Here is a 26,770-nt window from a genome sequence, read left to right as displayed (position 1 = left end):
TGATGACCCTGCCGGGCCTGGCCCTGTTCTACGGCGGCATGGTCAGGAAGAAGAACATCATCAGCGTCATCGCCCAGTCGGCGGCCGCCTTCGCCGTCGTCACCGTGCTCTGGTTCATCGTCGGCTACAGCCTGTCGTTCGGCGTCGGACCGGCCGCCGGAAACGGTTTCGTCGGCGGCCTGCAGGCGGCCTTCCTGAACGGCGTGACGATGCGCACGGCGCACGGCCTGCTGCCCGGTCTGCCGGAACTGCTGTTCGTCAGCTTCCAGATGACGTTCGCCATCATCACCCCGGCCCTGATCGCCGGCGCCTTCGCCGAACGGATGAAGTTCTCGGCCAGCGTCCTGTTCTTCGGCCTGTGGCACCTGATCGTCTATGCGCCGATCTGCCATCAGGTGTGGGGCGGCGGCTGGATCGGGTCGCTGGGCGTGCTGGATTTCGCCGGCGGGGCGGTGGTTCACGTCAACGCGGGGGTAACGGGCCTGGTCTGCGCCCTGGTGCTGGGGCCGCGCCACGGCTTCGGACGCGACAACATGGCGCCGGCCAACCTGGCCTATAGCGCCATCGGCACGGGCCTGCTGCTGGTCGGCTGGCTGGGCTTCAACGCCGGCTCGGCCGGCGCCGCGGACGCCCTGGCCGCCACCGCCGCCTTCAACACCTTGCTGGCCGCCGCCAGCGCCTCGATCGGCTGGATGATCGTCGAATGGATCGAGCGGCGGCGCCCGACCTTGCTGGGCCTTCTGTCCGGCATCGTGGGCGGCCTGGTCGCCATCACGCCCGCCGCCGGCTTCGTCGATCCCAAGGGCGCCTTCTTCATCGGCCTGATCGCCGGCCCGGCCTGCTACGCCGGGGCGGTGTGGCTGAAGCGCGCGCTGAAGTACGACGACAGTCTGGACGCCTTCGGGGTGCACGGGGTGGGCGGGATCGTCGGCGCCCTGCTGACCGGCCTGTTCGCCACCACCGGCGTCAACGCCCTGGCCGAGGGCGCCACGGTCTGGAAACAGGCCGTGGGCCTTCTGGGCGTCATCGCCTGGAGCGCGGCCGGCGCCTATCTGGTCCTGACGATCTGCCGCCTGACCACGGGCCTGCGCGTCGCCAGGGAGCAGGAGATCGAGGGCCTGGACTACACCCAGCACGGCGAAGCCATTCACTGATCGCCGGCAGACGGTCCGGCCGTCAGATTTCCTGGTTGAAGGCCCCGATCTCGGGATAGGCGGCCAGGCGCGGCTTCACTTCCTTGCGGAACAGGTCGCGCATGTCGTCCTCGGAGCGCATGCTTTCGACAACCACCACCAGCTCGGGCTTGTTCGAGGAGGCGCGGACCAGCACCCAGGAGCCGTCCTCCAGGTGAACCCGCACGCCGTTGACTGTGATGGCCTCGACGATCTTGCGGCCCAGGATCTCGCCCCCGGCGTCGGCCAGGTCGGAATATTCCTTCACGATCCGCTCCAGCACCTCGTACTTCAGCTCGTCGTCGCAGTGCGGGCTCATGGTCAGGCTGGTCCAGGCGTCCGGCAGGGCCGCCTTCAGCTCGCTCAACTTCTTGCCCGGATTGCGGTCCAGCATGGCCAGCACGGCGCCGGCCGCGACCAGGCCGTCGTCGTAGCCGTGGCCCAGTTCGCCGGCCATGAAGAAGTGGCCCGACTTCTCGAACCCGGCAAGGGCGCCGATCTCGGCGGTCTTGCGCTTGATGTAGCTGTGGCCCGTCTTCCAGTAGACGGTCTCGGCGCCGTTGGCCTTCAGAACCTCGTCGGTCTTGTACAGGCCCGTCGACTTCACATCGACGACGAAGGTGCTGTTCGGGTGAATGGCCGACAGGTCGCGCGCCAGCATCAGGCCGATCTTGTCGGCGAAGATCTCCTCGCCCGTGTCGTCCACCACGCCGCAGCGGTCGCCGTCGCCGTCGAAGCCCAGGGCCAGGTCGGCGCCCGTCTCCTTCACCCGCTGGGCCATCTGCACCAGCATGGCGTGGTCCTCGGGGTTCGGATTGTACTTGGGGAAGGTGAAGTCCAGGTCGGTGTCCATCTCGATCACCTCGACGCCCATGCGGCGCAGGGCGTCGGGGGCGAAGGCGCCGGCCGTGCCGTTGCCGCAGGCGCAGACCACCTTCAGCGGCCGCTTGACCTGAACCTTCGACGCGACGTCGGCGATGTATTTTTCGCGGAAGTCCTCGACCCGCACCAGCTTGCCGCCGTCGCGCGCCACGCCCTGGCCGTTCAGCACGATCTCCTTCAGGCGACCGATCTCGTCGGGGCCGAAGGTCAGGGGGGGATTGGCCCCCATCTTCACGCCGGTCCAGCCGTTCTCGTTGTGGCTGGCGGTGACCATGGCCACGCAGGGCGCATCCAGTTCGAACTGGCCGAAATAGGCCATCGGCGACAGGGCCAGGCCGACGTCCAGCACCTCCATCCCGCCTTCCAGCAGCCCCAGGATCAGCGCCTGCTTGACGCTGAGGCTATAGCCCCGGAAGTCGTGGCCGGTGACGATCTTGGGTTCGACGCCGATCTCGTGGACATAGGTGGCCAGACCCAGCCCCAGCGCCTGGATACCCAGCAGGTTGATCTCCTTTTCCAGGATCCAGCGGGCGTCGTATTCGCGAAAGCCGGTCGGCTTGACCAGCGCCTGCGTCTCATAGGCGGCCGTGTTCGGCTTCAGGTCCTGGCGGGGCTTCAGCATGGTGATCCTTGGGAATGCGGTTTCGGCGACGGGGCCTTCAGGGCCAGACCAGCGCCAGGGCGACCATCAGGACGACGCCGGTCAGGGCCAGCGCGAAGAACAGGCGGTCGGACATGGCGAAGGTATAGCGGCGGCCCCGGTCAGGCTGCAACAACGCAGGATCGGCGATATGGCTCCGCTCGCGAACGCCGCCTTGCGAAAACTTGACCGGTTCAAGACGGCGGCCTACGCCCGAACCACCGCCTCCCGGAGACGCCCATGCCCCGCCTGATCCTGCTTCGCCACGGCCAGAGCCAGTGGAACCTCGAAAACCGCTTCACCGGCTGGGTCGACGTCGATCTGACCGACGAGGGCGAGGCCCAGGCCCGGCGCGGCGGAGAACTGATCGCCCAGGCGGGATTCAAGCCGGCGGTGATGTTCACCTCGGTCCTGACCCGCGCCAAACGCACCGGCGCCCTGGCGCTGCAGTCGGCCGGCCTGAAGGACGTTCCGGTGATCGAGGACTGGCGCCTGAACGAGCGCCACTACGGCGGCCTGACCGGCCTCAACAAGGCCGAGACGGCCGAGAAGCACGGCGAGGACCAGGTCAAGGTCTGGCGCCGCTCCTATGACGTGCCGCCACCCCCGCTGGCGCCCGGGGGCGAGTTCGACTTCACCGCCGACCCCCGCTACGCCGGCAAGGCCATCCCCGACACCGAAAGCCTGAAGACCACCCTGGACCGGGTGAAGCCCTATTGGGACGAAGAGATCGCGCCGCGCCTCAAGGCCGGCGAAGACGTGCTGATCGCCGCCCACGGCAATTCGCTGCGGGCCATCGTCAAGCTGCTGTTCGCGGTGCCGGACGACAAGATCGTCGGCGTGGAGATTCCGACCGGCAATCCGCTGGAGATCGACCTGGACGCCGATTTGAAGCCGACCGCCGCCCGCTATCTGGACGCGTCGCGCGCCGAAGATCTGCCGGCGGTTTCATGAGCTGGAGCGACGCCGACCGCGCCTTCATGGCCCAGGCCATCGATCTGGCGACCGGACGCATGGGCGAGACCTGGCCCAATCCGGCGGTGGGCTGCGTCCTGGTCAAGGACGGCCACGTCGTCGGTCAGGCCGCCACGGCGCCTGGCGGCCGCCCCCACGCCGAAGAGCAGGCCGTGCCAGCCGCCGGCGATCAGGCCCAAGGCGCCACCGCCTATGTCACGCTGGAGCCGTGCGGCGCCCGGTCTTCGGGTCGAAAGTCCTGCGCCCATTTTCTGGCCGACGCCGGGGTGTCGCGGGTGGTCATCGCCTGCCTGGACCCCTCCCCCTTCGCCGCCGGTCGCGGCACCGAGCGGCTGCGCGCCGCCGGCCTGACCGTCGAGACCGGCCTGATGTGCGAAGAGGGCGCGGCGCTATGCGAGGGCTTCCTGCACCGGCTGGAGACCGGCCGGCCGATGGTGCGGGTGTCGAAGGACGGCGCCGGCTTCGACGGCCGTTTCGCCGCCTCTTCCAAGGCCGATCTGGTGACTGAACTGAAGCGGTTGGGCGAGGCCGGCTACACCCGTCTGTGGACCGCGCCAGGCGAATTGGCCGACGCCCTGCGCGACCAGGGCCTGCTCACCGACTAGCGCCGGATGGATAATCTTTCTTAAGTCGGACGTCGTAGGGTGATCGGATGGTCGCCGTCGCCGAACCGATCGTCAGGAAGCGCCTTTCCCAGGCTGAGTTGGACGTGATCTGCGCCCGGCACGACCGTCTGTTCCAGGCGCGCCCCGGCGGCGCCCGCGCCGTTTTCGCCTGGCTGGACCTGACGGGCCTCAGCCTGAAAGGCCGCAACCTCTGCGACGCGGACTTCGCCGGCGCCTGCCTGGAAACCTGCGACTTGACCGGCGCCAAGCTCGACAACGCCAACTTTTTCGGCGCGGACATGCAGGACGCGATCCTGGCCGACGCCTCCCTGCGCCGCGCCGACCTGCGCGGGGCCTGCCTGCGCGGCGCGGACCTGTCCGGCGCCGACCTGTTCGAGGCCGACCTGCGCGAGGGCACCATCGCCGCCGCCGACGCCAAGCTGGGCTTCAAGGTCATCGAGCCCCGCCCCCGCGACCAGACCCAGGTCGGCGGCGCCTGCCTGGCCGGCGCCAATCTGCAGCGCTCCAAGATGGCGGGCGTCATCGCCATCAAGGCCGACTTTTCCGGCGCGGTGATGAAGGACTGCAAGCTGGTCCGCGCCAATCTGAAACAGGCGGATTTTCGCGGCGCCGACCTGGCCGGGGCCGATTTGTCGGGCGCCGACCTGTCGGGCGCGGATCTGCGCGACGCCATCCTGGTCGGGGTCAAGACCACTCTGTGGCGGGCCGACGGGGCCGACATGCAGGGCGCCCTGACCGACACCCGATGCGCCGGCGCGCCGGTCTCTGAGATGCCCGCCGCGGAAATGCTGCGCGAACACGCCCGCTGGTGCGAAAGCGGCGGCGCCGAGGGGCAGCCCTCGGTCTTCGACGGGGTGGACCTGCGCCCGCTGAAGTCGATCGTCGGCCTGAACCTGACCGCCCTGTCGGCCAAGGGCGCGGTCTTCTACGGCCTGGACATGGAAGGGGTGCAGTTGCAGGGCGCGCACCTGGAGAACGCCGACCTGCGCTCGGTCAACCTGCGTCGCGCCGACCTGCGGGGCGCGCGGTTAAAGGGGGCGAAGCTGACGGGCTCCGACCTTCGCGAGGCCCAGTTGGGCCCCCTGATGATCACGGCGGATCGTCTCCTGCCCGCCGACCTGACCGGCGCCAACCTGCGCGGAGCGGATTTGACGGGGGCGGACCTGCGCCGCGCGATCCTGGCCGGCGCGGACCTGGGCCGCACCACCATGCACGGCACCCAGACCCGCCAAACGGACTTCACCGGCGCGGTGCTGACGGGCGTGCGCGGCCTGACCGTCGATCAGGCCGCCTGATGCGCCTCAGGCCAGGGCCTTCAGCTTTTCGACCAGATCGGTCTTTTCCCAGCTGAAACCGCCGTCAGCGTCCGGCTCGCGGCCGAAATGGCCGTAGGCGGTGGTGCGGGCGTAGATCGGCTTGTTCAGCTTCAGATGCTCGCGGATGGCGCGCGGCGTCGCCCCGCCGATCAGCTTGGGCAGTTCGCGCTCCAGCATTGCTTCGTCGATCTTGCCCGTGCCGTGCAGATCGACGTGGACCGACTGCGGCTGGGCCACCCCGATGGCGTAGCTCAGCTGGATGGTGCAGCGGTCGGCCAGGCCGGCGGCCACGACGTTCTTGGCCAGATAGCGCGCGGCGTAGGCGGCGGAGCGGTCCACCTTGGTCGGATCCTTGCCCGAGAAGGCGCCGCCGCCATGCGGGGCCGCGCCGCCGTAGGTGTCGACGATGATCTTGCGGCCGGTCAGGCCCGCGTCGCCGTCCGGTCCGCCGATCTCGAAGATGCCGGTCGGATTGATGTGCCACACGGTCTCGTTGGTGATGAAGCCGTCGGGCAGCACCTCGGCCACCACCGGCTTGACCACCTCGGCCACCTGGCCCTGGGTCAGGCCCTTGGCGTGCTGGGTCGAGACGACGATGGAGGCGGCGCGGACGGGCTTGCCGTCTTCGTAATAGAGGGTGACCTGGCTCTTGGCGTCCGGCTCCAGCCGGGTGTCGCCGCCGTGACGCAGTTCGGCCAGTTTCCTCAGGATCCGATGGCTGTAGGCCAGTGTCGCCGGCATCAGCTCCGGCGTCTCGTTCGAGGCGTAGCCGAACATGATGCCCTGGTCGCCGGCGCCCTCGTCCTTGGTGTCGGTGGAATCGACGCCCACGGCGATATCGACCGACTGGCCGTGCAGGTGGTTCGAGAATTCGAACGTCTTCCAGTGGAAGCCGTCCTGCTCGTAGCCGATGTCCTTGACCGCGGCGCGCACGGCGGCTTCGATTTCGGCCTCAATGCCCGGCGCCCAGCCCCCGTGTCCTTGGCCGCCGTCTTCCCAGATGCCCTTGCCGCGGATTTCACCGGCCAGAACCACCCGATTGGTGGTGGTCAGAGTCTCGCAGGCGACCCGCGCCTCCGGATCCTTGGCCAGGAACAGATCGACCACCGTGTCGGAGATGCGATCCGCGACCTTGTCGGGATGCCCCTCGGAAACGCTTTCGGAGGTGAAGAGGAAGGACGAACGGGCCAAGCCGAGGGCTCCTGTCTTTGGTGTCAGGCCGACACACATATAAAGACATGCTTATATCTTCAAGTGTTCGACATCCACCCTATGCCGCAGACATGACAAAGCCCTCCCCGCCCGGTGGCGAAGAGGGCTCTAGCGCTGGATCGGCGCTGAATTAGTTGCGAAGGCCGCGCGCGACCAGCAGCAGGGCGTCGCGCTTGTCCGCGTCGTCAATGGCGCGGAAGGCCGACAGCAGTTCCGAAACGCCCGGCGCCGCCAGGGCCAGTTCGTCGCCGTGCTCGCCATCCAGTTCGCCCAGCAGGGCCGCGCCGGTCGTCTTCAGCACCGCCGCGATCTGCAGCAGGCGGGCGGCCGAAACGCGATTCACGCCGCGCTCGTATTTCTGAATCTGCTGGAAGGTCACTCCGGCGCCAGCAGCCAGCTGGGCCTGGGTGATACGGAGTTCTTCGCGGCGGCTGCGGATACGGGTTCCGATCGCCACGTCAACGGGATCTACTGCGTCGGTCATTGGGGCCTGTGAAGCTCGACGAAAGCCGCGTGAGGCCCGAAAACGAGGCGTCCGTCAAGGCCACGTCGGGCATATTTCGCGCAATTATGCGCCCTATGCGGGTTGCGGAGGATTAGTTCTCGCAGCAATGCCCTGAATGCATTGAACAACATCGCATAACGCCAAGCCAGACGCACAACCCCCGCATTCACACGCTGCGCCTGTGCGCGCACACGTCCTGTTAACGGTGGCGGACATACAACCTATCCGTGTTGTTCGAAGGAGCGCGCGTCTTGGCCGCATCGTTCTCAGCCCAACCGCCGTCGCTTCGGATCCGAGAAGGCTCCGCCGCCGTCGAATTCGCCCTGATCGGCCCTGTCCTCATCGCCCTGCTTCTGGCGGCGGTGGTGTACGGCGGATGGTTCCTCCTGGCCCAATCGGTGCAGTCCCTGGCGTCGGAGGCCGCCCGGGCCACGCTCGGCGGGCTGGACGCCCCGGAGCGCGCCGCGCTCGCCCGATCCGAGGCCAGAGCCACGGTCAGCGACATCGGCGCACTGGACGCCCGACGGCTGGCGCTACGGGTCGAAGACGACGGCGTCACTGTCCGTGTGATCGCCGCCTACGACATCCACGACCATCCGATCATGCTGCTGGGCGGTATGCTGCCCCGGCCCCCTCAGGTCATAGAACGCTCCGCCGTCGTCCGGTTCGGGGAGCGTTGAGGTGGACGCCGCGCGGCGGCTGCTGGCGGACCGAAGCGGCGCGGTCGGGGTGACGGCGGCGGCGGCTGTCGCCTTTCTCGCGCTGGTCGCGGCCGTGGCGATCGACCTTGGCGGGCTGGCCCTGCATGCGCGCCGACTGCAGGGGGCCGCCGACTTGGCCGCGCTGTCCGCCGCGCGGGACCTGGATAGCGCCGCCGCCACGGCGGAGGCCACGGCCCACGCCAATATCGCGCGCGGCCCGCTGGCGGTGGAGACCACGATCGGCCGCTACACGCCCGACAAGACTGTGGCGCCGCAAAGCCGCTTCGCCCCCGGAAACATCGCGCCTAACGCCGCGCACGTGACCCTGTCCGCTCCCGCGCCGCTGTTCTTCAGCCGGTGGCTGATGGGCCGTGATCGGGTCGTCGTCACCCGCGATGCGACGGCGGCGATCCCCGATGCGCCCAAGGCCATGTTCAGCCTGGGCTCGCGTTTGGCGCGACTGGACGGCGGCGTGGCCAACCAGTTGCTGTCCGGGCTGACGGGCAGCCAGGTTTCGCTCAGCCTGATGGACTATCGCGCCCTGGCGGACCTGGACGTCAATCTGCTGAGCTTCACCGACGCCCTGGCGACGCGCCTGGGCGTGACCGTCGGCGATTACGACGCCTTGCTGGGAACCACGGTCGACGCCGGAACGGCGCTGGGGGTTCTGGATGCGCTGGCGGGCGGGACGGACGGCGGCGCGCTGGGCAAGCTCACCGGCGCGGCGGTGGGGGTCAAGGCGCCCCTGGGCCGTCTGATCGGGGTCGACGCTCAGGCCCGGGACGGGCTGCGCGCCGGCCTGGATGCAGACGTCTCGGCCCTGGACCTGATCACCGCCATGCTGGAGGTCGGCGCCGGGGACCGGCAGATGGCGCTGAAGCTGGATGCGCCGCTTGGCGTGGCCGATCTGAAGACCTGGCTGGCGATCGGGGAACGCCCCAATCGCTCGCCCTGGCTGACCGTCACCGGGACCGGGTCCCCGATCATCCGCACGGCGCAGACGCGCCTCTATATCCGCCTGAGGACGTCGGCGAAGCTGGCCGGCCTGGCCCAGGTGGAACTGCCGATACTGGTGGAGCTTGCGGCGTCCGAGGCGCGATTGAACGCCCTGTCGTGCCGGCCGGGCGAGGCGGTCGAGGTCGGGGTTCGCCCGGGCCTGGCGCGCGCCATGATCGGCGTGGTCGACGAAGGACGCCTGGACGACTTCAAGCACCCGCTGAACCCGCAGCCCGCCACGATCCTGTCCCTGCTGGGCCTGATCGTGCTCGACGCCAAGGCCGACATCGAGGCGGCGGACACGCGCTTCAAGGCGCTGCGGTTCGACCGCGACGACATCGAAGCCGGCACGGTCAAGACCGTCGCCTCCCGCCATTTCGCCGGCGGCCTGCTGGCCTCTCTCCTGCAGCGGCTGGAGCTGACGCCGCGCGTGCTGAACCTGCCGTTGGACCTGGGGGCGCTGACGCGGGCGCTGGGCGGTCTTCTGGCGCCGGTCGGCCCGGCGCTGGACGCCTTGCTGAACCCGGTGTTCGACCTGCTGGGACTTAGATTCGGAGAAGCGGACGTGCAGGTCCACGGCCTGTCCTGCCCCGACCAGGGCCTTGGTCTGCCGCGACTGGTGGGATAAGGGTCAGGCGCTGGCGGCGCGAAGGCCGGCGGCCGACGCCTGCTGGATGGCGGGGCGACGTTGCCCGCCCGAGGCGATGATGCGGTCGATGCGGCTCTTTTCCGCGCGGAAGGCGGCCAAGTCGGCGCCGCTCAGTTCCGTGCCTTCCTGCGTGCGGATGCCCGCCGGATTGATCCGCTGGCCGTTGCGCCAAATTTCATAGTGCAGGTGCGGACCCGTCGAGGCGCCGGTCGAGCCGACGAAGGCGACGACCTGGCCCTGGCTGACCCGCTGCCCGGCGCGGATGCCCGAGCCGTAGCGCGACAGGTGGCCGTAACCGCTTTCCAGCCCGTTGGCGTGGCGAATGCGCAGCCAGTTGCCGTAGCCGCCCCAGCGACGCGCCTCGACCACCACGCCGTCGGCGGGAGCCACGACCGGCGTGCCCGTTCCGGCGGCGAAATCGATGCCTTGGTGCATCTTGCGATAGCCCGAGATCGGATGGGTGCGGACGCCGAAGTTGGAGCTGACGCGGCGGAAGCTCTGCAGCGGAGTGCGCATCATGGCCGAGCGCAGGTTCTTGCCGTTCTCGTCGAAGAACTGGGCTTCCTTCGCGCCCGCGGGGCGGAAGCGGTAGAAGGTTCGGCCCTTCAGCTCGGCGTACATCAGATCGCCGACATCGACCGTGCGGCCCGCTTCGGTGACGTCCCGGTCGAACACCAGGGTGAACTCGTCCGACGCGCGGATATCGCGCTGGAGATCGAACTTGGTGGCGAACAGGCGGCTGGCGGCGCGCACGATGGAGGCGGTGGCGCCCAGTTCGCGCGCGCTGGCGGACAACGAGCGCTCGACATCGCCCTTGAGCACGACGGTCTCGTGCGTGACCTTTTCCTCCAGCGAGCGCAGGCGCAGCGCGCCGTCGAAGCTGCGCGACACGGTCAGCTGACTGGCCGGCCCGGTGCGCATGGTCAGGCCGATCAGGCGGGCGTCGCCTCGCCCATCGCGCGGCTTGGCGATGGCGGTCTCGAACTTCAGGCCGGCGCGAAGCTCGGTCAGGTCGAAGGCGTTGGCGATGGTGGCGGCGACGGCGCTGGCTTCCTCGGCGGCGACGCCGGTGCGGCGCACGGCCTGTTCGAAGGTCTCGCCGCGGCGAATCTGCACCGGCACGGCCTCGGGGGCCGTCAAACCTGCTGGAGAACCGGCGGCGGCGAAGGCTTCGGCCTCCAGCGCGGCGATCTGCGTCGCGGTGAGGGGCGGAACCTCTTCCGCCTGGGCGGGTTGATAAGCGCGTCCGGCGAACAGAGCCACCGATATGGCGGCGACCGCGGTCAGCATATGCGGCGCAAGGCGCATGGGCTGCCGGCGTGGGTCGAACTGAGCCATCGTTCCCCGTCTGTTGGCGACGCCCCGGAGGCGCCAAAGCGTACTGCAGCGAAGGTTCGCGCCCAAGGCCCCGGACGCGAAGGCAAGCCCTATAACCCGCCTGTACCAGTTTGGGAAGACAGTCCGTTACAAATGGTTAACGGGCCGGCGCCTTCTGTAATCGTTCGACTTCTCGCAACGCGGTCCACAAGAACAGCCTAGAGAAGACATCGCCCGAAGCCGGCGTGCTTGTTGACATTCCCGCCCTCTTGTCGCCCAGCTTGGCTGCAACGCAGGCCCGCCTAAGGATGTTTGCACATTTGGACATCGACCCTGTGCTGACCTCCGGCGACATCGATTCTATTTCAGTTCTCACCTCTCGCTTGACGCCAATCGCTTGACCGACGTCCCGGCCGATCCGAAGCCCGCCCCAGGGCGACCGCCCTCGCCCCGCTGGCGACGCCTGGCCCGCCGGGCGGGCGTGACCTTGCTGATCGTGCTGATCATCGTCGCGGTGGCGCTGGCCGCCCTCTATCTGAACCGCAGGGCGGCCGCCCGGCAGGCGCTGGTGGGCTGGCTGGACCAGCGGGGCGTTCCCGCCGACGTCGAGGTCGAGCGCATCGAGCTGGACGGCTTCGTCGGGCGTATCCGCATCGGCGATCCGGCCAATCCCGACGTGACCGTGGAGCGGGTCGAGGTCGACTATGCGGTCGGACTGCCGTGGTCCCGCACCGGCCTGGGCGTCACGCCCAGCCGCATCCGGCTGGTGCGCCCCGTCGTGCGCGCCGCCTGGCGAGACGGCCGGCTGTCGCTGGGATCGCTCGATCCGGTCTTGGAGGAGTTCACGGGGCGGCCGCCGCGCCCGGATTCCCGCGCGCCGGTGGTCATCGTCGAGGACGGCCGCGCCCGCGTCCAGACCGACTACGGACAGATCACCGCGCGCGGCGACGCGCGTCTGGACGACGGCAAGCTGATGCGGCTGGCTGCGGACGTCGCCGCGCCCGCGCTGAAGAGCGGCGACATCCAGGCGCAGGGCCTGGGCGGACGCATCGACCTGACCACGCGCGGCGACCGCGTGGCCGTGACCCTGGCGACGACGGCGGCGGCCTTCGAGGCCCCGGCGGCGGCCGGCCGATCGGCGCGGCTGACGCTGCAGGGCGACCTGCCCTATCCTGACTTGAAGACGCACCGAGGAGACGGGCGGGCGGTCCTGGACGCCCGGCTGACGGCCGACAGCCTGGGCCAGCCGGGCCTGCGGGCCCGCCAGGCCGACGTGGCCTGGCGTTTCGACGGACAGACCGCCGGGTGGCTGGAGACCTTCCGCATCGAAGGCCGCCAGGACGTCGACTTCAAGGCCGAGGCCATCGAGGGGACCGACCTGCGTGTCGCCCGCCTGGCCGCCCAGGCCGACGGCGGCCGCCTGGTCGTGGCTCGCGGCGACGACCTACGCTGGAGCGTGAACACGCCGCTGAAGCTGACCGCGGCCTCCGTCCGCAGCGGCGAGGCACAGGCGCGCGGCGCCGACATCCGCATCGCCGACCTGAGCCTGGGCGGACGTGGCGCGGCCGTGGAGGCGACCGGCCAGGCCGATGTCGCCTTCGATGCGGCGGGGTTCGGCGACCTGAGTTTGCGCCAGGGCCGAGGGAGGATGGCGTTGGACGTGGTCCAGGACGGGGCGATGCGGATCGGCCTGACCGGCGCCCTGCGGTCCGCCAACGCGTCATGGCCGCTGTTCGGGCCGGTCGCGGGCGACGACCTGCCGGACCTGGCGGAGATCAAGCGGGCGCTGGGCGCCTTCGCCTTCGACGCCCCGGCCTTCTCCGTCGAGACCGGCAGCGAGGGCACGCGCGTCAACCTGGCCCGGCCCGTCGTCCTGCGCCCGCGCAACGGCGGCGCTCTGACCGTGAGCCCGTCCGGCGAAGCCGTCTATCAGGCCGAGCCTGGGCGGCTGGGCGGCGGCGCCCTGGCGCTGAAGGCGACGCGCGGACGCGGCCTGCCCGAACTGGACGTCGCCGTGCCGGAGTGGCGTCTGACGCCGGCCGGCTTCGAGGCGCGGCTGGACGGCCGCGCCGCGCTCGATTTCGATCTGGCGCGCGGGATCGAGGCGCGCACGGCCGGACTTCTGGCCATGACCGACGGAACCCTGACCTACGCGCCGCGCGATTGCGTCGGCCTGACCGTCGAGCGGCTGGAGCTGGACGAGAACGACGTCCACCAGGTCGCCGGCCGTCTGTGCCCGCAGGACGCACCGCTGTTCGCCTCGCGCGAGGGCGTCTGGCGCGTGCGCGGCGACATTCGCGAGATGCAGGCCCAGGCGCCGTTCTTGGGAATGCGGTTTGAACAGGTCGCCGGCCAGGTGGCGGTGAATGGCGGCCCCGCCGGGATCGACCTGATCGCCCACGTCGGCGAGGCCCGCGTGGTCGATGCGACCGAGCCCCGCCGCTTCCATCCTCTCAGCGCTCGGGGCCAAGCCCGCCTGGCCGGCGAACGCTGGAGCGGCGCTTTCGACCTGAGCCGTGTGGGCGCATCCCTGGGCGACCTGACCTTGGCGCACGACGGTCGAAGCGGCGCGGGCGGACTGAAGATCCAGACGCCGCAGATCGTCTTCGCCGAGCACGGGCTCCAACCGTCCGATTTGACGCCCCTGCTGGACGACTTCGTGCAGTCGCCGGTCACGGGATCGGTCGGCTTCGCGGGACGCTTCGACTGGACCAAGGACGCCGAACCGACGTCCAGCGGCCGCCTGACCATTCCAGGTCTGGATTTCGTCAGTCCGGCCGGACCGATCGAAGGTCTGAAGGGCGATATCGCCCTGACCAGCCTGACGCCGCTGGTCACGGCGCCGGATCAGCACCTGACGATAGACCGGCTGGACACCGCGACCGACGCGACCGCCCTGGACGTGACCTTTTCGCTGACGCCCACGGCCCTGGACGTGGCCGGCGGGCGCGTGGCGGCGGCGGGCGGCTTCGTCTCGGTGGAGCCGCTGTCGATCCCGCTGGATCCGACCTTGCCGTACAGCGGCGTGGTGGTGCTGGACCGCGTCCAACTCGGCCAGGTGGTTTCCGACTCCGGCTTTGGTGACAAGGTTCAGCTGGACGCCCTGGTGTCCGGCCGCCTGCCCTTCATCTCCGACCCCAAGTCCGGCTTCAAGGTCGTGGGCGGATCGCTGGTGGCGGTCCAGCCGGGGCGGCTGTCGATCAATCGCGAGGTGCTGACCGATGTGGACGCGGGCGGCGGGGGCGACGCCGTGCCGCCCGGCATGGTCGAGGACCTGGCCTATCAGGCGATGGAGAACCTGGCCTTCGACGTGCTGACCGCCGACGTCAACAGCCGCGACGACGACCGAATGGCCGTGCTGTTCCACATCCGGGGCCGCCACGATCCGCCCCAGCGCCAGGAACTGCGCCTGACGCTGAGCGACCTAATCAGTCGGCGCTTCCTGAACCGCAACCTGCCCCTGCCGTCCGACACCGGCATCGACCTGACGCTGGACACCACGCTGAACCTGAACCAACTGATCGGCGACCTGATGGCGGTCAACCGCGCCCGTCAGGGCCAGGCCGAGGAAGAGGCCAACCGCCCGTGAAGGCCATCACCATCATTCAGCCGCCGTTCACCGCCGGACGTGCTAGAAGACCCCTCAACCTTGGCCTAACGGAGCCTTCGCCATGATCACCAAGCGGCAGTTGGCCGGCCTCGGCCTCGGAGCGGCGGTCGTCGCCGTCTCGGCCTGCGCCCCCACCATCCGTCTGGAAGTCGCGCCGATCCAGATCTATGCGAAACTGGACGCCGACGTTCGCGTTCGCCTGGATCAGGAGTTGCAGCAGCTCCTCCAGGAAAATCCGAACCTCTTCTGATCGCCTCGCTCTTTTGAAAGGACAGGCTGACATGACCTTCCGCAAGCTTTTCGTGATCGGCGCCGCCGTGGCCGCCCTGGGCGTGGCCGGCGCCGCCGTGGCCCAGACCGCCGCCCAGAAGTCGATGATCGACCAGGCCAAGGCCCAGGGCGTGGTCGGCGAACAGGCCGACGGCTACCTCGCCTTCCGCTCCTCTTCGTCCGACGCCGCCCTGCGCGCGGCGGTGGAGGCCACCAACAACGGCCGTCGCGCCGCCTACGCCCGCAGCGCCGCCGAGGCCGGCACCAGCGCCGATGTCGCCGGGGCCCGGATGTTCGAAAGCCAGCTTCTGCCGCGCATTCAGTCCGGTCAGTGGTATCGCAACGCCCAGGGCCAGTGGGTCCAGCGCTAGGCTGATCCGATGGGCGGTCCCAGGCGCGACCGGATCGTCCGCCTCCTGCTGGCGCTATTGCTGGCGGGGTTCGTCGCCGCCGTCGCCACCGCCCTGCTGAACGTCGCGTGGTCGCTGATGGGCGGCGGCGATCTGACGCTGCACGGCTGGATCGCCCTGAGCCTGGGCGTCGTGGGGACGGTGCTGCTGACCTGGGTCTTGATGGCCCTGGCCTTCAAGTCGAACCGCGAGGGTTGGGACGATCGCGTCGACAACCGGCTGGATCCCGGCCGCGAGGACGACTGACGGCCGATCAGGCCGCGGCGCGCTCCGCCTGAAGGGCGGGCATCAGCAGACCCTGTGCCAGGGCCCGCACCACCGGAACGGCGACGGCGTCGCCCATCAGCTTCAACGCGGCGCTTTCGCTGCGGGGCAGGCGATAGTCGTCCGACACCCCCATCAGACGCGCCGCTTCACGCCCCGTCAGGCGGCGCACCCGCACCCGCCCCTGATCGCAGACGACGACATATTGGCGCGAAGAGCCGCCGGCCGGCGTGCGCAGGCATCCGGCCAGGCCGTCGAACCGCACTTCCAGCCGCTGGACCTTGGCGCCGTTCTCCACCCGCACGCGGCGATAGGCGGCCCCGACCCGGCGCTGCCCCGAGGCGACGGCGGCGTCGATGCGCGTCCGGTGCAGCGGTGCGGCAAGCGACAGCACCGCCTCCGAGTCGTCCAGCCAGTCCGCCGTTTCGTCCGGCTCCAGCACGGCGGCGAGGTCCAGGTTGCGCCGGGGCGGCGCCGGCAAGGACCACCAGGCCCACGCCGCGCGCACGGCCGCGGGCAGCCGGTGGTGTGCGGCGACCAGACGGGGGCTGTGAAAAGGCGCCATCGGTCCTGTGGCCTGCGGCGCATCGCCCTGCGCGGCGACCACGAACAGCCGGGGGCGCGATTGCGGCAGCCACAGCGCCGCGTCCATCTCCAGCGCGCCGACCCGATAGCCGGCCTCGACCATGGCGGCGCAGACGGCGGCGAAGTCGCGCCCCTGACCGGAGGTCAGCAGGCCGATGACGTTCTCCAGCACGATGACGCGCGGCGCCCGCCCCTCGGCCCGCAGGTCCTGCATCAGTTTCCAGAAGCCCCAGAACGCGCCGGACCGCCCCGCTTCCAGTCCGCCGCGCGCGCCGGCCAGGCTGACGTCCTGACAGGGCGACGACGCCCAGCACAGGTCCGGTCGCCCAGGCAGGTCCGCCGTCGTCAAAGCCCAGACGTCGCCCTTGCGGAAAACCGTATCCGGGTGGTTGGCGCGAAAGGCCGCAGACTTCATGGAATCCATGTCGTTGGCGAAGGCGACATCCATGCCGCCTCGGCCGGCGCCGCCCAGGCCCAGACCCGCCAGACCGCCGCCGGCGAAGAACTCGAATACGGTCGGACGAATCGACATAGTTCTACCATAGCGCAGCCGGCGCCCTTGACCGAGGCCGACGGGCTGCACACGTGCGGGGCCGAGAGAGGACCCCCGCCATGCCCCCGATCACGCACAAGACCTTCCTGTCCCTTCTGGCCGTGGCCGGCCTCAGCCTGGCCGCCTGCTATGACCGCAACGACAGCGCGCCACAGCCCGCCCCGGTCCCGGAAACCGCTGCCGAATTGGGCGGGGTGGACCTTTCGCGGCCGGTGCGCGTCCTGGGCACCGAGCCGTTCTGGAGCATAGAGATCACGTCGGACGCCCTGGTCTACACCCGCGTGGATCAACCCGAGCAGCGCGCGCCCAATCGCGGCGTGACGGTGCAGGGCACGGTGGCGACCTTCACCACGACGACCAGCCTGAACCAGCCGCTGAACGTCAGTCTGATCGCCACGGAATGTTCGGACGGAATGAGCGACCGGACCTATCCGCTGACGGCGCGGGTCGAGATCGGCGACCAGACGCTCAACGGCTGCGGGGCGTCCAGCGCCGCCATCATGGCCGGCGGCGAATCCGGTCCGGTCGTCGAACCGGCGGCGGGCTGAAGCTCAGCACCAGCCCGCGGCGCGCAGGGCCCGGGCGTAGCGGCGGCTGACCGGCGCGGTCAGGCCGCCCTCCAGCGTCAGCACCGCGCGGCCGTCGTTGCGGGCCACGTCGCGCACCGCCTCGCGCGCCACCCACCAGCTGCGGTGCGTCTGCGAGCCCTCCAGACCCTCCAGCTCATCGAGCGCGTCCGACAGACGCATCAGGATCAGGTCCGACCCGCGATCGGTGTGGATGCGCAAATAGTGATCCTCAGCCTGCACCGCCCGGATCGCCGCGCCCCTCAAATGGGCCGGAAGACGCGCGGGAAAGCGCGGGCCGGTCCTGTCGACCGAGCCCGAGGCATGGGTCTGGACCGGGCGCGCGCGCGTGACGAAGACATTGACCGCGCTGATCGCGGCGGTGATCGTCACCACATAGAAGGCGATCATCGGCAGGTGCTCCAGCGGTATCATCCCCCCGTTCAGCGCCGGTCCCGTCACCGCCCAGACGACCACCGAGAGCGGCCCCGAGATCACCGCCGTCAGCAGGCCCACCGACAGCCAGGGCCGCTCGTCCAACGCGACGATCCTGTCCAGCATCAACGAGCAGGCATGGCCCCACAGCCCGCCGCCCACCATGACGGGGATCCAATAGGCCAGGCGCAGTCCAAGCGACACGCGGCCCGTCTCGAAGGCGCCGGTCAGCGCCAGAAGCAGGCCGCCCGCCGCGGCCGTGGCCAGTCCGCGCGCCAGGTCCTTAAGCCGCAGTCGCTCCACCAGGCTCAAGGACGGTCGTCCCGCGTCGCGCAGACGGCGCGGAAGCCGGCCGCGGCGAACCGCACCATGTAGTCGCCCGCGCTCTCCAGGTCGCCGGAGCGGCACAGGCCGTTCGACAACCGGTCCAGCCGCCCCGTCTCGCCCAGCGTCAGGGTCAGGGCGCCCGACAGATTGTGGTAGGCCCAATAGAGATCGACCTCGCGCGCGCCGGGCAGGACCTGGCGGACCAGTTCGATCAGCCGACGCACCGCCGGGTCGAAATAGCGGGCCATCGTCTCGCCGCCGAAGGTGGGGTTGGCGTTGGCCTGGGCCACCAGGGCCGCATAGTGCTTCCACCCCGGCCCGCCTTTCAGCGACCATTCGAAGGGCGGACGCAGGAAGGCGTCCAGCAATCCCTCCAGCGTCATGTCGGCCCCCGCCTGTTCGGCGTAGCGATTGACGGCGTCGACCCGTTCGCTGTTCCACACCTCGGCGCGACGCAGGAAGACCGCGTCGAACAGGTCGCGCTTGGCGCCGAAATAGTAGTGGACCAGCGCGGTGTCGACGCCGGCCTCGCGCGCCACCTCGCGGATGGTGACGCCATAGAAGCCGTGTTTGGAGAACAGGTCCTCGGCCGCGTCCAGGATCAGGTCGCGCGTCTCGCCGGCCACCTTGGCCTGGGCCTTGGGTGGGCGGCCGCGGCGCGCGGGCGCTGGGGCGCCGGCCTTGCGGCGGGCGGCGGCCACGGGTCGGGCGGCGATGGCGGCGTCCGGCTTGCTCATGCCCAACGCTTAGGCGGGGGCCGCGTCCGGTGCAACGGCGCCACGCCACCCGCATGACCTGACGCAGCGTCACCGCAAAGGTTTGACAGCGGCGCGAAAGCGGGTCAGTTTCGAGAAAATCATTGAACGCTGAATAAAAGCGGCAACGGCTGGAAACGACAAAGGGGTTTAGGATCATGAATCGTCATGTGAAGTGCGCGCTGCTGGCCGGCGCGGCCTGGGGCGTGCTTGCGGGTGCTTCGGCCGCCCAGGACGCCGAAGCGGTCGCCCAGGCGGCCAACGCGGATCAGTCCACGGCCACTGTCGAGGACATCGTCGTCACCGCCCGTCGCCGAGACGAGCAGCTGAAGGACGTGCCGGTCGCCGTGTCGGCCCTGAGCGCCGAGCGTCTGGAACAGACCGGCGCCGTGGACATCACCGCCCTGCAGCAGCAGACGCCCAACGCCACGGTTCAGGTGGCGCGCGGCTCCAACTCCACCCTGATCAGCTTCATCCGCGGCGTGGGCCAGCAGGATCCGCTGTGGGGCTTCGAACCGGGCGTCGGCCTGTATATCGACGACGTCTATGTCGCCCGCCCGCAGGGCGCGGTGCTGGACGTGTTCGACATCTCGCGCATCGAGGTGCTTCGCGGCCCGCAGGGCACCCTCTATGGCCGCAACACCATCGGCGGCGCGATCAAGTACGTCACCAGGCGCCTGGACCGCGATCCCAGCCTGACCGCACGGGCCGAGTTCGGCAGCTATGACGAGCACAACTTCCTGCTGTCCGGCTCCGTGCCCCTCGGCGACACCTTCGCCATCGGGGCCGCCGTCGCCAGCTACAACCACGACGGCTACGGCGAGAACCTGTTCACCGGCGAGGACCAATACGACAAGGACGTGATGGCCTATCGCGCCAGCGCGGAATGGACGCCCAGCGACGACCTGTTCTTCCGCCTGGCCTGGGATCGCGTGGAAGACGATTCCGCGCCGCGTCACGGCCACCGCGAGGTGGTCTCCAGCGACGGTCTGTGGACCCCGCCGGCCAGCGAGTACGACACCTACGCCGGCATCACCGGCGAACAGAAGGTCGTCACCGAGGGCGTCTCCCTGACGGGCGAATACCGGGTCAACGACTGGCTCACCCTGAAGTCGATCACCGCGTACCGCTCGGGCGACACCCAGACGATCATCGACTTCGACGAGACGCCGAACCCGACCCTGGACATCCCGGCCCTCTATTCCGACGATCAGTTCACCCAGGAGTTCCAGGCCCTGTTCACCGGCGACCGCTGGTCGGGCGTGGCGGGCCTGTTCTATCTGGACGGCACGTCGTCGGGCGCCTTCGACACCATCGCCGGAAACCTGGGCCTGTCGATCGCCGCGGCCGGTTCGGTGGACACCCAGTCCTTCTCGGCCTTCGCCGACTTCAGCTACGACCTGACGGACCGCCTGCACCTGTCGCTGGGCGGCCGCTACACCCGGGACGACAAGGACGCCTCGGTCCTGCGCCTGTTCTACCTGGGCGCCACGCGCACGCCGTTCACCGGCGGCGCCGACCGTCCAGTGTTCGCGGTCCGCACGGATTACACGGCGTCGGACACTTTCGAGAAGTTCACGCCTCGGGCCAGCATCTCCTACGACTTCAGCGACGAGCTGACGGGTTACGCCTCGGTCAGCCAGGGCTTCAAGTCGGGCGGCTGGGACATGCGCGGCGACGCCGCCCTGGTGCCGCAGACGGTCAATGGCTACCAGCCCGAGACGGTCACCGCCTACGAGCTGGGCCTGAAGGGCTCGGCCTTCGACCGGCGCCTGTCGTTCGCATCGGCCGTCTTCTATTCCGACTACCAGGACCAGCAGATCACGACCCAGCAGGTGGCCACCCCGCCGGCCGTCGGCATCGCCTCGGTGGTCGACAACGTCGGCGCCTCGACCATCTACGGCTTCGAACTGGAGGGGTCGGCCTTCCTGACCGACGACATCACCGCGAACTTCTCGATCGGCTATCTGAAGAACGAGTTCGACGAGTTCATCACCCTGGTCACCGGCACGCCCGTCGACATCTCCGACTCTCGCGAGCCGCAGAACTCGCCGGAGTGGTCGGCCTATTACGGCATGACCTGGCGCGGCGACATCATGGGCGGCGAGCTGCGGGTCACGCCCTCGCTGTCCTATCGCTCGGACTACCACCTGTTCGACATTCCCGATCCCATCCTGGACCAGGACGGCTATGTCCTGGCCGACGCCAGCGTGATCTGGACCGCCCCCAGCGAGCGATGGGAAATCGGCCTGTTCGGCCGCAACCTGACCGACGTGCGGTACCGGGTCGGCGCCTACAGCTTCCCCGGCGCGACCTACAACAACTCGATTAGCGCCTTCTACGGTCCGCCGACGACCTATTCGGCCCGCCTGACGGTCAAGTTCTGACCCGACGCGCAATGACGACGGGGCGGCGGTCGCAGGGCCGCCGCCCTTTGCTTTCGGGCCAGGCTTATGGCTAGGCTCGCCCCTGACACGATAAGAACGATCGCCAGAAAGATCGAAGGGAAACGCCGATGACGACCGCTCCGTCGCGCGAGGCCGCGCCCGCCTCCGGCTACCGCTACTACGTCCTGGCGGTCCTGATCTTCGTCTACATGCTGAACTTCCTGGACCGGCAGATCGTCGGCATCCTGGCCACGCCGCTGAAGGCCGAGTTCGGACTGAGCGACGCCCAGTTCGGCCTGATGGGCGGCCTGGCTTTCGCCCTGCTCTATTCCACCCTGGCCATCCCCATCGCCTGGCTGGCGGACCGGTTCAGCCGCGTCTGGATCATGACAGCGGCCCTGACGGTCTGGAGCGGATTCACCGCCCTGTGCGGCGTCGCCGGATCGTTCGGCCAGCTGTTCCTGTGCCGCATGGGCGTGGGCGTCGGCGAGGCGGGCGGCGTGGCCCCGGCCTATTCGCTGATCGCCGACTACTTCCCCAAATCGCAGCGCGCGCGGGCGCTGGCGGCCTACGCCTTTGGCATCCCAATCGGCACGGCGGCGGGCACTTTGGTCGGCGGCCTGCTGGCGGCGACCTACGGTTGGCGAACGGCCTTCGTCGTGGTCGGCCTTCTGGGTGTCCTGGCCGCGCCGCTGCTGCGCCTGACCGTGCGCGATCCCAAGCGCGGCGGCATGGACGAGCCCGTGCCGGTGGAGACCGCCGCGCCCGCCCCCGCCGCCAACCTGGTCGCCGCGCCGCCCAAGGCCCCGCCGTTCGGCCAAGTGCTGAAGACCCTGCTGCCCAAGCCCAGCTTCTGGCTGCTCGCCTTCGGCGCGGCCTCCTCCTCGGTCTGCGGCTACGGCGTCGCCGCTTGGCTGCCCAGCTTTTTCCAGCGCAGCTTCGGCCTGAGCCTGGCGGAAACGGCCTGGTACTATTCCGGCATCGCCCTGGTCGGGGGCCTGACCGGGATCTGGCTGGGCGGCGCCATTGCCGACCGGTTGGGCCGGGCCTCGCGCGGGGCGTATCCGCTGGTGCCCGCCATCGCCTTCCTGATTTCGGTGCCCTGCTTCCTGCTGGCGATGAATTCGGGCGCGATCATCGGCGCCGTCTTGCCTGGCGGGGAAGCCAATGGCGTGGCCGCCCTGACCCTGGCCTTTGTCATCTTCCTGATCCCCACGGGGCTGAACCTGGCGTGGCTGGGGCCGATCACCGCCTCGGTCCAGCATCTGGTCCCGGCCAATATGCGCACCACCGCCTCGGCCCTGTTCCTGCTGATCAACAACCTGTTCGGCATCGCCGTGGGCATCTTCTACTTCGGCTGGATGTCGGACCTGCTGCGCCCGACCTTCGGCGACGAAAGCCTGCGCTGGGCCATCTATACCGGCATGGGCTTTTATCTGCTGGCTTCGGCCCTGCTGATGGGGGCTTCGCGCACCCTCAAGAAGGACTGGGTCGACTAGAGTCAGGACCGCCCCCTGTTGCACCTGCGAATGCGGGGGGCCTATAAGCCCCGCAACTTTCCCAGCAGCGGTTGCGGTGGTCCCCCATGAACATTCACGAATATCAGGCCAAGCAGGTCTTGAAGGGCTTTGGCGCCCCGGTCGCCCAAGGCGTCGCCATCACCTCGGCCGATCAGGCCGAGGCCGCCGCCAAGCAATTGCCCGGCCCGCTCTATGTCGTGAAGTCCCAGATCCACGCCGGCGGGCGCGGCAAGGGCAAGTTCAAGGAACTGGGCGCCGACGCCAAGGGCGGCGTGCGCCTGGCCAAGTCGATCGAAGAGGTCGTCGCCCACGCCAAGGAAATGCTGGGCAACACCCTGGTCACCGCCCAGACGGGCGACGCCGGCAAGCAGGTCAACCGCCTGTACATCGAGGACGGCGCCGACATCGACCGTGAGCTGTACTGCTCGCTGCTGGTCGACCGCTCGGTCGGCCGCGTGGCCTTCGTCGTCTCGACCGAAGGCGGCATGGACATCGAGGCGGTCGCCCACGACACGCCCGAAAAGATCGTCACCATCGCCATCGACCCGGAAACGGGCGTAACCGAAGCCGACACGGCCAAGATCGTCTCGGCCTACGGCCTGACCGGCCCGGCCGCCGAGGACGCCAAGACCCTGTTCCCGGCGCTTTATAAGGCCTTCGTCGACAAGGACATGGCCCTGCTGGAAGTGAACCCGCTGATCGTCATGACCGACGGCCACCTGCGCGTCCTGGACGCCAAGGTCAGCTTCGACGGCAACGCCCTGTTCCGCCATGACGACATGAAGGAACTGCGCGACGAGACCGAAGAGGACGCCAAGGAGATCGAGGCCTCCAAGTGGGACCTGGCCTACGTCGCGCTGGACGGCAACATCGGCTGCATGGTCAACGGCGCGGGCCTGGCCATGGCGACGATGGACATCATCAAGCTGTACGGCAAGGAGCCGGCCAACTTCTGCGACGTCGGCGGCGGCGCCGGCAAGGACAAGGTCGCGGCGGCTTTCAAGATCATCACCGCCGACCCCAAGGTCGAGGGCATCCTGGTCAACATCTTCGGCGGCATCATGCGCTGCGACGTCATCGCCGAGGGCGTGGTCGCCGCGGTCAAGGAAGTCGGCTTGAAGGTGCCGCTGGTCGTGCGTCTGGAAGGCACCAACGCCGAGCTGGGCAAGAAAATCCTGAACGAGTCCGGCCTGACCATCCAGGCCGCCGACGACCTGGACGACGCCGCCCAGAAGATCGTGAAGGCGGTCGGCTAAGCGCCGCACCGCCCAGCAGACACAAACAGAATTCGAGCGCAGCACATGTCCATTCTGGTCAACAAGAACACCAAGGTCCTGGTCCAGGGCCTGACCGGCAAGACCGGCACCTTCCACACCGAACAGGCGCTGGCCTATTACGGCACGCAGATGGTCGGCGGCATCCACCCCAAGAAGGGCGGCGAAACCTGGACCGGCTCCAAGGGCGAGACCCTGCCGATCTTCGCTTCGGTCGCAGAGGGCAAGGAGCGCTCCGGCGCCGACGCCTCGGTCATCTACGTTCCCCCGGCCGGCGCCGCGGACGCCATCATCGAGGCGATCGAAGCGGAAATCCCGTTCATCGTCTGCATCACCGAGGGCATCCCGGTGCTGGACATGGTCCGCGTCAAGGCACGCCTGGACAAGTCGAACTCGCGTCTGCTGGGCCCGAACTGCCCGGGCATCCTGACCCCGGAAGAGTGCAAGATCGGCATCATGCCGGGCTCCATCTTCAAGAAGGGCAACGTCGGCATCGTCTCGCGCTCGGGCACCCTGACCTATGAAGCCGTGTTCCAGACCACCAACGAAGGTCTGGGCCAGACCACGGCCGTCGGCATCGGCGGCGACCCGGTCAAGGGCACCGAATTCATCGACGTGCTGGAGATGTTCCTGGCCGACGACGCCACCGAGTCCATCATCATGATCGGCGAAATCGGCGGCTCGGCCGAGGAAGACGCCGCCCAGTTCCTGATCGACGAGGCCAAGAAGGGTCGCAAGAAGCCGATGGCCGGCTTCATCGCGGGCCGCACCGCGCCCAAGGGCCGCACCATGGGCCACGCCGGCGCCGTCGTCTCGGGCGGCAAGGGCGATGCGGAATCCAAGATCGCGGCGATGGAATCGGCCGGCATCAAGGTCTCGCCTTCGCCGGCGCGCCTGGGCAAGACGCTGGTGGAAGTGCTGAAGGGCTAAGGCGAACCGGGCGCCATCGCGCGCCGCGCATCAAAAATGCCGGTTTCGACATTGATCGACGCCCCCGGTTCGCGCCGGGGGCGTTTTTCTTTGCGCCTGCGACCAATTTCTCACCCAATTGCCCCGTTTCGGTCATGACCCATGAAGAAACGACGCCTATATGACGGGCGCGCCCTCACGGAGATGTGTCCGTAAAGGGCTCCAAGGGACTGACGAGAACGATGGCGGACGATGCGGGTCGGCTGAACCAGGTCTTTGCCGAGACCTCTTTCCTCTATGGGTCGAACGCGGCCTATATCGAGGAGCTTCACGAGAAGTGGGCCAACGATCCAGGCTCGGTCTCGTCGGAGTGGCGCACCTTCTTCGACCAACTTCGCGACAACGCCGCCAGCGTGAAGGCCTCGGCCGCCGCCGGCGGATGGGGCCGCCCCGCCGCCACCGAACCCAGCGAGCAGACAGCCGTGTTCGACGGCCGCTGGCCCGCGCCCAAGCCTGACCCGAAGAAACCCGGCGCCGCGCCGGCGCCTCAGGCCGCCTCGGCCGGCGCCGCCGTCTCGGTGGACGACGTGCGCGCCGCCGCTCATGATTCCATCCGCGCCCTGATGCTGATCCGCGCCTATCGCGTGCGCGGACACCTTCAGGCGAACCTGGACCCGCTGGGCATCGAGCCGCCGGTTCAGAACCCCGAGCTGACGCCCGAATTCTACGGCTTCTCGGGCGCCGACCTGGATCGACCGATCTTCCTGGACGGCGTGCTGGGCCTGCAGACCGGCACGATCCGCGAGGTGCTGGACATCCTCAAGCGCACCTACTGCGGCAATATCGGCATCCAGTTCATGCATATCGCCGAGCCGGAGGAGAAATCCTGGCTGCAGGAACGCTTCGAAGGGCCGGACAAGTTCGAGCAGAACGGCTTCACCAAGGAAGGCAAGCTGGCCATCCTGAACAAGCTGATCGAAGCCGAAGGGTTCGAGCGCTTCCTGCACAAGCGTTTCCCCGGCACCAAGCGGTTCGGCCTGGACGGCGGCGAGGCCATGGTCCCGGCGCTGGAGCAGGTCATCAAGCGCGGCGGCGCCCTGGGCGTGGACGAGGTGGTGCTGGGCATGGCCCACCGCGGCCGCCTGAACGTCCTCGCCGCCGTGATGGGCAAGCCCTACAAGGTCATCTTCCACGAGTTCCAGGGCGGCTCGGCCGTGCCCAGCGACATCGAGGGGTCGGGCGACGTCAAATATCACATGGGCGCCAGCTCGAACCGCGAGTTCGACGGCAACCACGTCCACCTGTCTCTGACCGCCAACCCGTCGCACCTGGAGATCGTCAACCCGGTCGTCCTGGGCAAGGCGCGCGCCAAACAGGCCTTCGACATCCGCGAGGCCAACGCCGGCAAGCCCGAGGCCGAATGGGCGCTGGACCGCTCCAAGGTCGCGCCGCTGCTGATCCACGGCGACGCCGCCTTCGCCGGCCAGGGCGTGGTCGCGGAATGTTTCGCCCTGATGGGGCTGAAGGGCTACCGCACCGGCGGCACGCTGCACTTCGTCATCAACAACCAGATCGGCTTCACCACCAGCCCGCGCAACTCGCGCTCGTCGCCCTATCCGTCGGACGTCGCGCTGATGGTCCAGGCGCCGATCTTCCACGTGAACGGCGACGATCCCGAAGCCGTCGTCTTCGCCGCCAAGGTGGCGACTGAATACCGGCAGAAGTTCAACAAGGACGTGGTGGTGGACATGTTCTGCTACCGCCGCTTCGGCCACAACGAGGGCGACGATCCGACCTTCACCCAGCCGATCATGTACGCCAAGATCAAGGCGCAGCCCTCCACGCGCGAGATCTACTCCAAGCGTCTGGTCGAGGAAGGCGTCCTGACCCAGGCCGAGGTCGACGCCGAGATCG

At 69.1% G+C, this 26,770-nt stretch carries 23 protein-coding genes; 16 read left to right on the top strand and 7 right to left on the bottom strand.

What is annotated here, in order from left to right; genetic code table 11:
• Positions 1–2 precede the first annotated feature (2 nt).
• Complete coding sequence (locus B2U11_RS02115) at positions 3–1,154, top strand: ammonium transporter (RefSeq protein ID WP_292069507.1); 1,152 nt, start codon at positions 3–5, stop codon at positions 1,152–1,154.
• Positions 1,155–1,176: 22 nt separating this feature from the next.
• Here the strand turns inward: B2U11_RS02115 and B2U11_RS02110 are convergent, their stop codons facing one another.
• Positions 1,177–2,676, bottom strand: a complete 1,500-nt coding sequence (locus B2U11_RS02110; protein WP_292069504.1) for a phosphomannomutase/phosphoglucomutase — start codon at positions 2,674–2,676, stop codon at positions 1,177–1,179.
• A gap of 258 nt (positions 2,677–2,934) precedes the next feature.
• Here B2U11_RS02110 and gpmA point away from each other — a divergent pair, with 258 nt between their 5' ends.
• The 3 genes from gpmA to B2U11_RS02095 are packed head-to-tail and all read left to right on the top strand — an operon-like array spanning position 2,935 to position 5,590.
• On the top strand, positions 2,935–3,648 hold the full coding sequence (gene gpmA, locus B2U11_RS02105; RefSeq protein ID WP_292069502.1) for a 2,3-diphosphoglycerate-dependent phosphoglycerate mutase: 714 nt from the start codon (positions 2,935–2,937) through the stop codon (positions 3,646–3,648).
• A complete protein-coding gene (gene ribD, locus B2U11_RS02100) occupies positions 3,645–4,274 on the top strand; it encodes a bifunctional diaminohydroxyphosphoribosylaminopyrimidine deaminase/5-amino-6-(5-phosphoribosylamino)uracil reductase RibD (RefSeq protein WP_292069499.1) in 630 nt (209 codons plus the stop codon). The genes gpmA and ribD overlap by 4 nt, the downstream gene beginning before the upstream one ends.
• 47 nt (positions 4,275–4,321) lie before the next feature.
• Entirely contained in the window at positions 4,322–5,590 is a 1,269-nt protein-coding gene (locus B2U11_RS02095) for a pentapeptide repeat-containing protein (protein ID WP_292069496.1), read from the top strand.
• Between the two features lie 6 nt (positions 5,591–5,596).
• On the opposite strand, the gene metK is transcribed toward B2U11_RS02095, so the two are convergent.
• Together metK and B2U11_RS02085 are read right to left on the bottom strand one after the other, a co-directional pair.
• Positions 5,597–6,802 (bottom strand): methionine adenosyltransferase, encoded by a 1,206-nt coding sequence (metK, locus tag B2U11_RS02090; protein ID WP_292069495.1) that lies wholly within the window; start codon positions 6,800–6,802, stop codon positions 5,597–5,599.
• A gap of 151 nt (positions 6,803–6,953) precedes the next feature.
• On the bottom strand, positions 6,954–7,307 hold the full coding sequence (locus B2U11_RS02085; RefSeq protein WP_292069493.1) for a helix-turn-helix domain-containing protein: 354 nt from the start codon (positions 7,305–7,307) through the stop codon (positions 6,954–6,956).
• Between the two features lie 272 nt (positions 7,308–7,579).
• Here B2U11_RS02085 and B2U11_RS02080 point away from each other — a divergent pair, with 272 nt between their 5' ends.
• Together B2U11_RS02080 and B2U11_RS02075 are read left to right on the top strand one after the other, a co-directional pair.
• A complete protein-coding gene (locus B2U11_RS02080) occupies positions 7,580–8,008 on the top strand; it encodes a TadE/TadG family type IV pilus assembly protein (RefSeq protein WP_292069492.1) in 429 nt (142 codons plus the stop codon).
• Position 8,009: 1 nt separating this feature from the next.
• Positions 8,010–9,653: a TadG family pilus assembly protein gene (locus B2U11_RS02075; RefSeq protein ID WP_292069490.1), complete on the top strand. Its 1,644-nt coding sequence runs from the start codon at positions 8,010–8,012 to the stop codon at positions 9,651–9,653.
• A 3-nt stretch (positions 9,654–9,656) separates the two neighbouring features.
• Here the strand turns inward: B2U11_RS02075 and B2U11_RS02070 are convergent, their stop codons facing one another.
• Positions 9,657–11,012, bottom strand: coding sequence for a M23 family metallopeptidase (locus B2U11_RS02070; protein ID WP_292069488.1), 1,356 nt, complete (start codon positions 11,010–11,012; stop codon positions 9,657–9,659).
• Between the two features lie 376 nt (positions 11,013–11,388).
• Between B2U11_RS02070 and B2U11_RS02065 the strand changes: the two genes are divergently transcribed.
• The 4 genes from B2U11_RS02065 (at position 11,389) to B2U11_RS02050 (ending at position 15,527) form a co-directional block, all read left to right on the top strand.
• Entirely contained in the window at positions 11,389–14,580 is a 3,192-nt protein-coding gene (locus B2U11_RS02065; RefSeq protein ID WP_292069486.1) for an intermembrane phospholipid transport protein YdbH family protein, read from the top strand.
• Positions 14,581–14,662: 82 nt separating this feature from the next.
• A complete protein-coding gene (locus tag B2U11_RS02060) occupies positions 14,663–14,851 on the top strand; it encodes a YnbE family lipoprotein (protein ID WP_250201568.1) in 189 nt (62 codons plus the stop codon).
• Positions 14,852–14,882: 31 nt separating this feature from the next.
• Positions 14,883–15,242: a DUF1318 domain-containing protein gene (locus B2U11_RS02055; protein WP_292069481.1), complete on the top strand. Its 360-nt coding sequence runs from the start codon at positions 14,883–14,885 to the stop codon at positions 15,240–15,242.
• A gap of 9 nt (positions 15,243–15,251) precedes the next feature.
• Positions 15,252–15,527 carry a hypothetical protein gene (locus tag B2U11_RS02050; RefSeq protein ID WP_292069480.1) on the top strand — a complete coding sequence of 92 codons (276 nt, stop codon included), beginning with the start codon at positions 15,252–15,254 and terminating at the stop codon, positions 15,525–15,527.
• A gap of 7 nt (positions 15,528–15,534) precedes the next feature.
• Here the strand turns inward: B2U11_RS02050 and B2U11_RS02045 are convergent, their stop codons facing one another.
• A complete protein-coding gene (locus B2U11_RS02045) occupies positions 15,535–16,662 on the bottom strand; it encodes a DNA cytosine methyltransferase (protein WP_292069478.1) in 1,128 nt (375 codons plus the stop codon).
• A gap of 80 nt (positions 16,663–16,742) precedes the next feature.
• Between B2U11_RS02045 and B2U11_RS02040 the strand changes: the two genes are divergently transcribed.
• On the top strand, positions 16,743–17,231 hold the full coding sequence (locus B2U11_RS02040) for a COG3650 family protein (protein WP_292069476.1): 489 nt from the start codon (positions 16,743–16,745) through the stop codon (positions 17,229–17,231).
• A 3-nt stretch (positions 17,232–17,234) separates the two neighbouring features.
• On the opposite strand, the gene B2U11_RS02035 is transcribed toward B2U11_RS02040, so the two are convergent.
• Positions 17,235–17,987 (bottom strand): LytTR family DNA-binding domain-containing protein, encoded by a 753-nt coding sequence (locus B2U11_RS02035; RefSeq protein ID WP_292069510.1) that lies wholly within the window; start codon positions 17,985–17,987, stop codon positions 17,235–17,237.
• Positions 17,988–17,992: 5 nt separating this feature from the next.
• Positions 17,993–18,748 carry a TetR/AcrR family transcriptional regulator gene (locus tag B2U11_RS02030; RefSeq protein ID WP_292069473.1) on the bottom strand — a complete coding sequence of 252 codons (756 nt, stop codon included), beginning with the start codon at positions 18,746–18,748 and terminating at the stop codon, positions 17,993–17,995.
• A gap of 176 nt (positions 18,749–18,924) precedes the next feature.
• Here B2U11_RS02030 and B2U11_RS02025 point away from each other — a divergent pair, with 176 nt between their 5' ends.
• The 5 genes from B2U11_RS02025 to B2U11_RS02005 all read left to right on the top strand — a co-directional run.
• The gene (locus B2U11_RS02025; RefSeq protein WP_292069471.1) at positions 18,925–21,153 is read left to right on the top strand and encodes a TonB-dependent receptor; all 2,229 of its coding nucleotides are present in this window, start codon (positions 18,925–18,927) and stop codon (positions 21,151–21,153) included.
• Positions 21,154–21,281: 128 nt separating this feature from the next.
• Entirely contained in the window at positions 21,282–22,652 is a 1,371-nt protein-coding gene (locus B2U11_RS02020; protein WP_292069468.1) for a spinster family MFS transporter, read from the top strand.
• An 86-nt stretch (positions 22,653–22,738) separates the two neighbouring features.
• Positions 22,739–23,929 (top strand): ADP-forming succinate--CoA ligase subunit beta, encoded by a 1,191-nt coding sequence (gene sucC / locus B2U11_RS02015; protein WP_292069466.1) that lies wholly within the window; start codon positions 22,739–22,741, stop codon positions 23,927–23,929.
• A 45-nt stretch (positions 23,930–23,974) separates the two neighbouring features.
• On the top strand, positions 23,975–24,877 hold the full coding sequence (sucD, locus tag B2U11_RS02010; RefSeq protein ID WP_292069464.1) for a succinate--CoA ligase subunit alpha: 903 nt from the start codon (positions 23,975–23,977) through the stop codon (positions 24,875–24,877).
• Positions 24,878–25,098: 221 nt separating this feature from the next.
• Positions 25,099–26,770, top strand: a 1,672-nt coding sequence (locus B2U11_RS02005; protein ID WP_292069463.1) for a thiamine pyrophosphate-dependent enzyme, incomplete at its 3' end; no start/stop codon positions are given.

The sequence above is a fragment of the Brevundimonas sp. UBA7534 genome (genome assembly GCF_002479325.1).
Lineage (GTDB): Bacteria > Pseudomonadota > Alphaproteobacteria > Caulobacterales > Caulobacteraceae > Brevundimonas.
This window is presented reverse-complemented; position numbering and strand designations above follow the sequence as displayed.

Bases quoted from the DNA above. Each gene is read 5' to 3' on its own strand.
- B2U11_RS02115 (WP_292069507.1), top strand. From the start codon at position 3: ATGACCCTGCCGGGCCTGGCCCTGTTCTACGGCGGCATGGTCAGGAAG.
- B2U11_RS02110 (WP_292069504.1), bottom strand. From the start codon at position 2,676: ATGCTGAAGCCCCGCCAGGACCTGAAGCCGAACACGGCCGCCTATGAG.
- gpmA (WP_292069502.1), top strand. From the start codon at position 2,935: ATGCCCCGCCTGATCCTGCTTCGCCACGGCCAGAGCCAGTGGAACCTC.
- ribD (WP_292069499.1), top strand. From the start codon at position 3,645: ATGAGCTGGAGCGACGCCGACCGCGCCTTCATGGCCCAGGCCATCGAT.
- B2U11_RS02095 (WP_292069496.1), top strand. From the start codon at position 4,322: ATGGTCGCCGTCGCCGAACCGATCGTCAGGAAGCGCCTTTCCCAGGCT.
- B2U11_RS02085 (WP_292069493.1), bottom strand. From the start codon at position 7,307: ATGACCGACGCAGTAGATCCCGTTGACGTGGCGATCGGAACCCGTATC.
- B2U11_RS02070 (WP_292069488.1), bottom strand. From the start codon at position 11,012: ATGGCTCAGTTCGACCCACGCCGGCAGCCCATGCGCCTTGCGCCGCAT.
- B2U11_RS02060 (WP_250201568.1), top strand. From the start codon at position 14,663: ATGATCACCAAGCGGCAGTTGGCCGGCCTCGGCCTCGGAGCGGCGGTC.
- B2U11_RS02055 (WP_292069481.1), top strand. From the start codon at position 14,883: ATGACCTTCCGCAAGCTTTTCGTGATCGGCGCCGCCGTGGCCGCCCTG.
- B2U11_RS02050 (WP_292069480.1), top strand. From the start codon at position 15,252: ATGGGCGGTCCCAGGCGCGACCGGATCGTCCGCCTCCTGCTGGCGCTA.
- B2U11_RS02045 (WP_292069478.1), bottom strand. From the start codon at position 16,662: ATGTCGATTCGTCCGACCGTATTCGAGTTCTTCGCCGGCGGCGGTCTG.
- B2U11_RS02040 (WP_292069476.1), top strand. From the start codon at position 16,743: ATGCCCCCGATCACGCACAAGACCTTCCTGTCCCTTCTGGCCGTGGCC.
- B2U11_RS02030 (WP_292069473.1), bottom strand. From the start codon at position 18,748: ATGAGCAAGCCGGACGCCGCCATCGCCGCCCGACCCGTGGCCGCCGCC.
- B2U11_RS02025 (WP_292069471.1), top strand. From the start codon at position 18,925: ATGAATCGTCATGTGAAGTGCGCGCTGCTGGCCGGCGCGGCCTGGGGC.
- B2U11_RS02020 (WP_292069468.1), top strand. From the start codon at position 21,282: ATGACGACCGCTCCGTCGCGCGAGGCCGCGCCCGCCTCCGGCTACCGC.
- sucC (WP_292069466.1), top strand. From the start codon at position 22,739: ATGAACATTCACGAATATCAGGCCAAGCAGGTCTTGAAGGGCTTTGGC.
- sucD (WP_292069464.1), top strand. From the start codon at position 23,975: ATGTCCATTCTGGTCAACAAGAACACCAAGGTCCTGGTCCAGGGCCTG.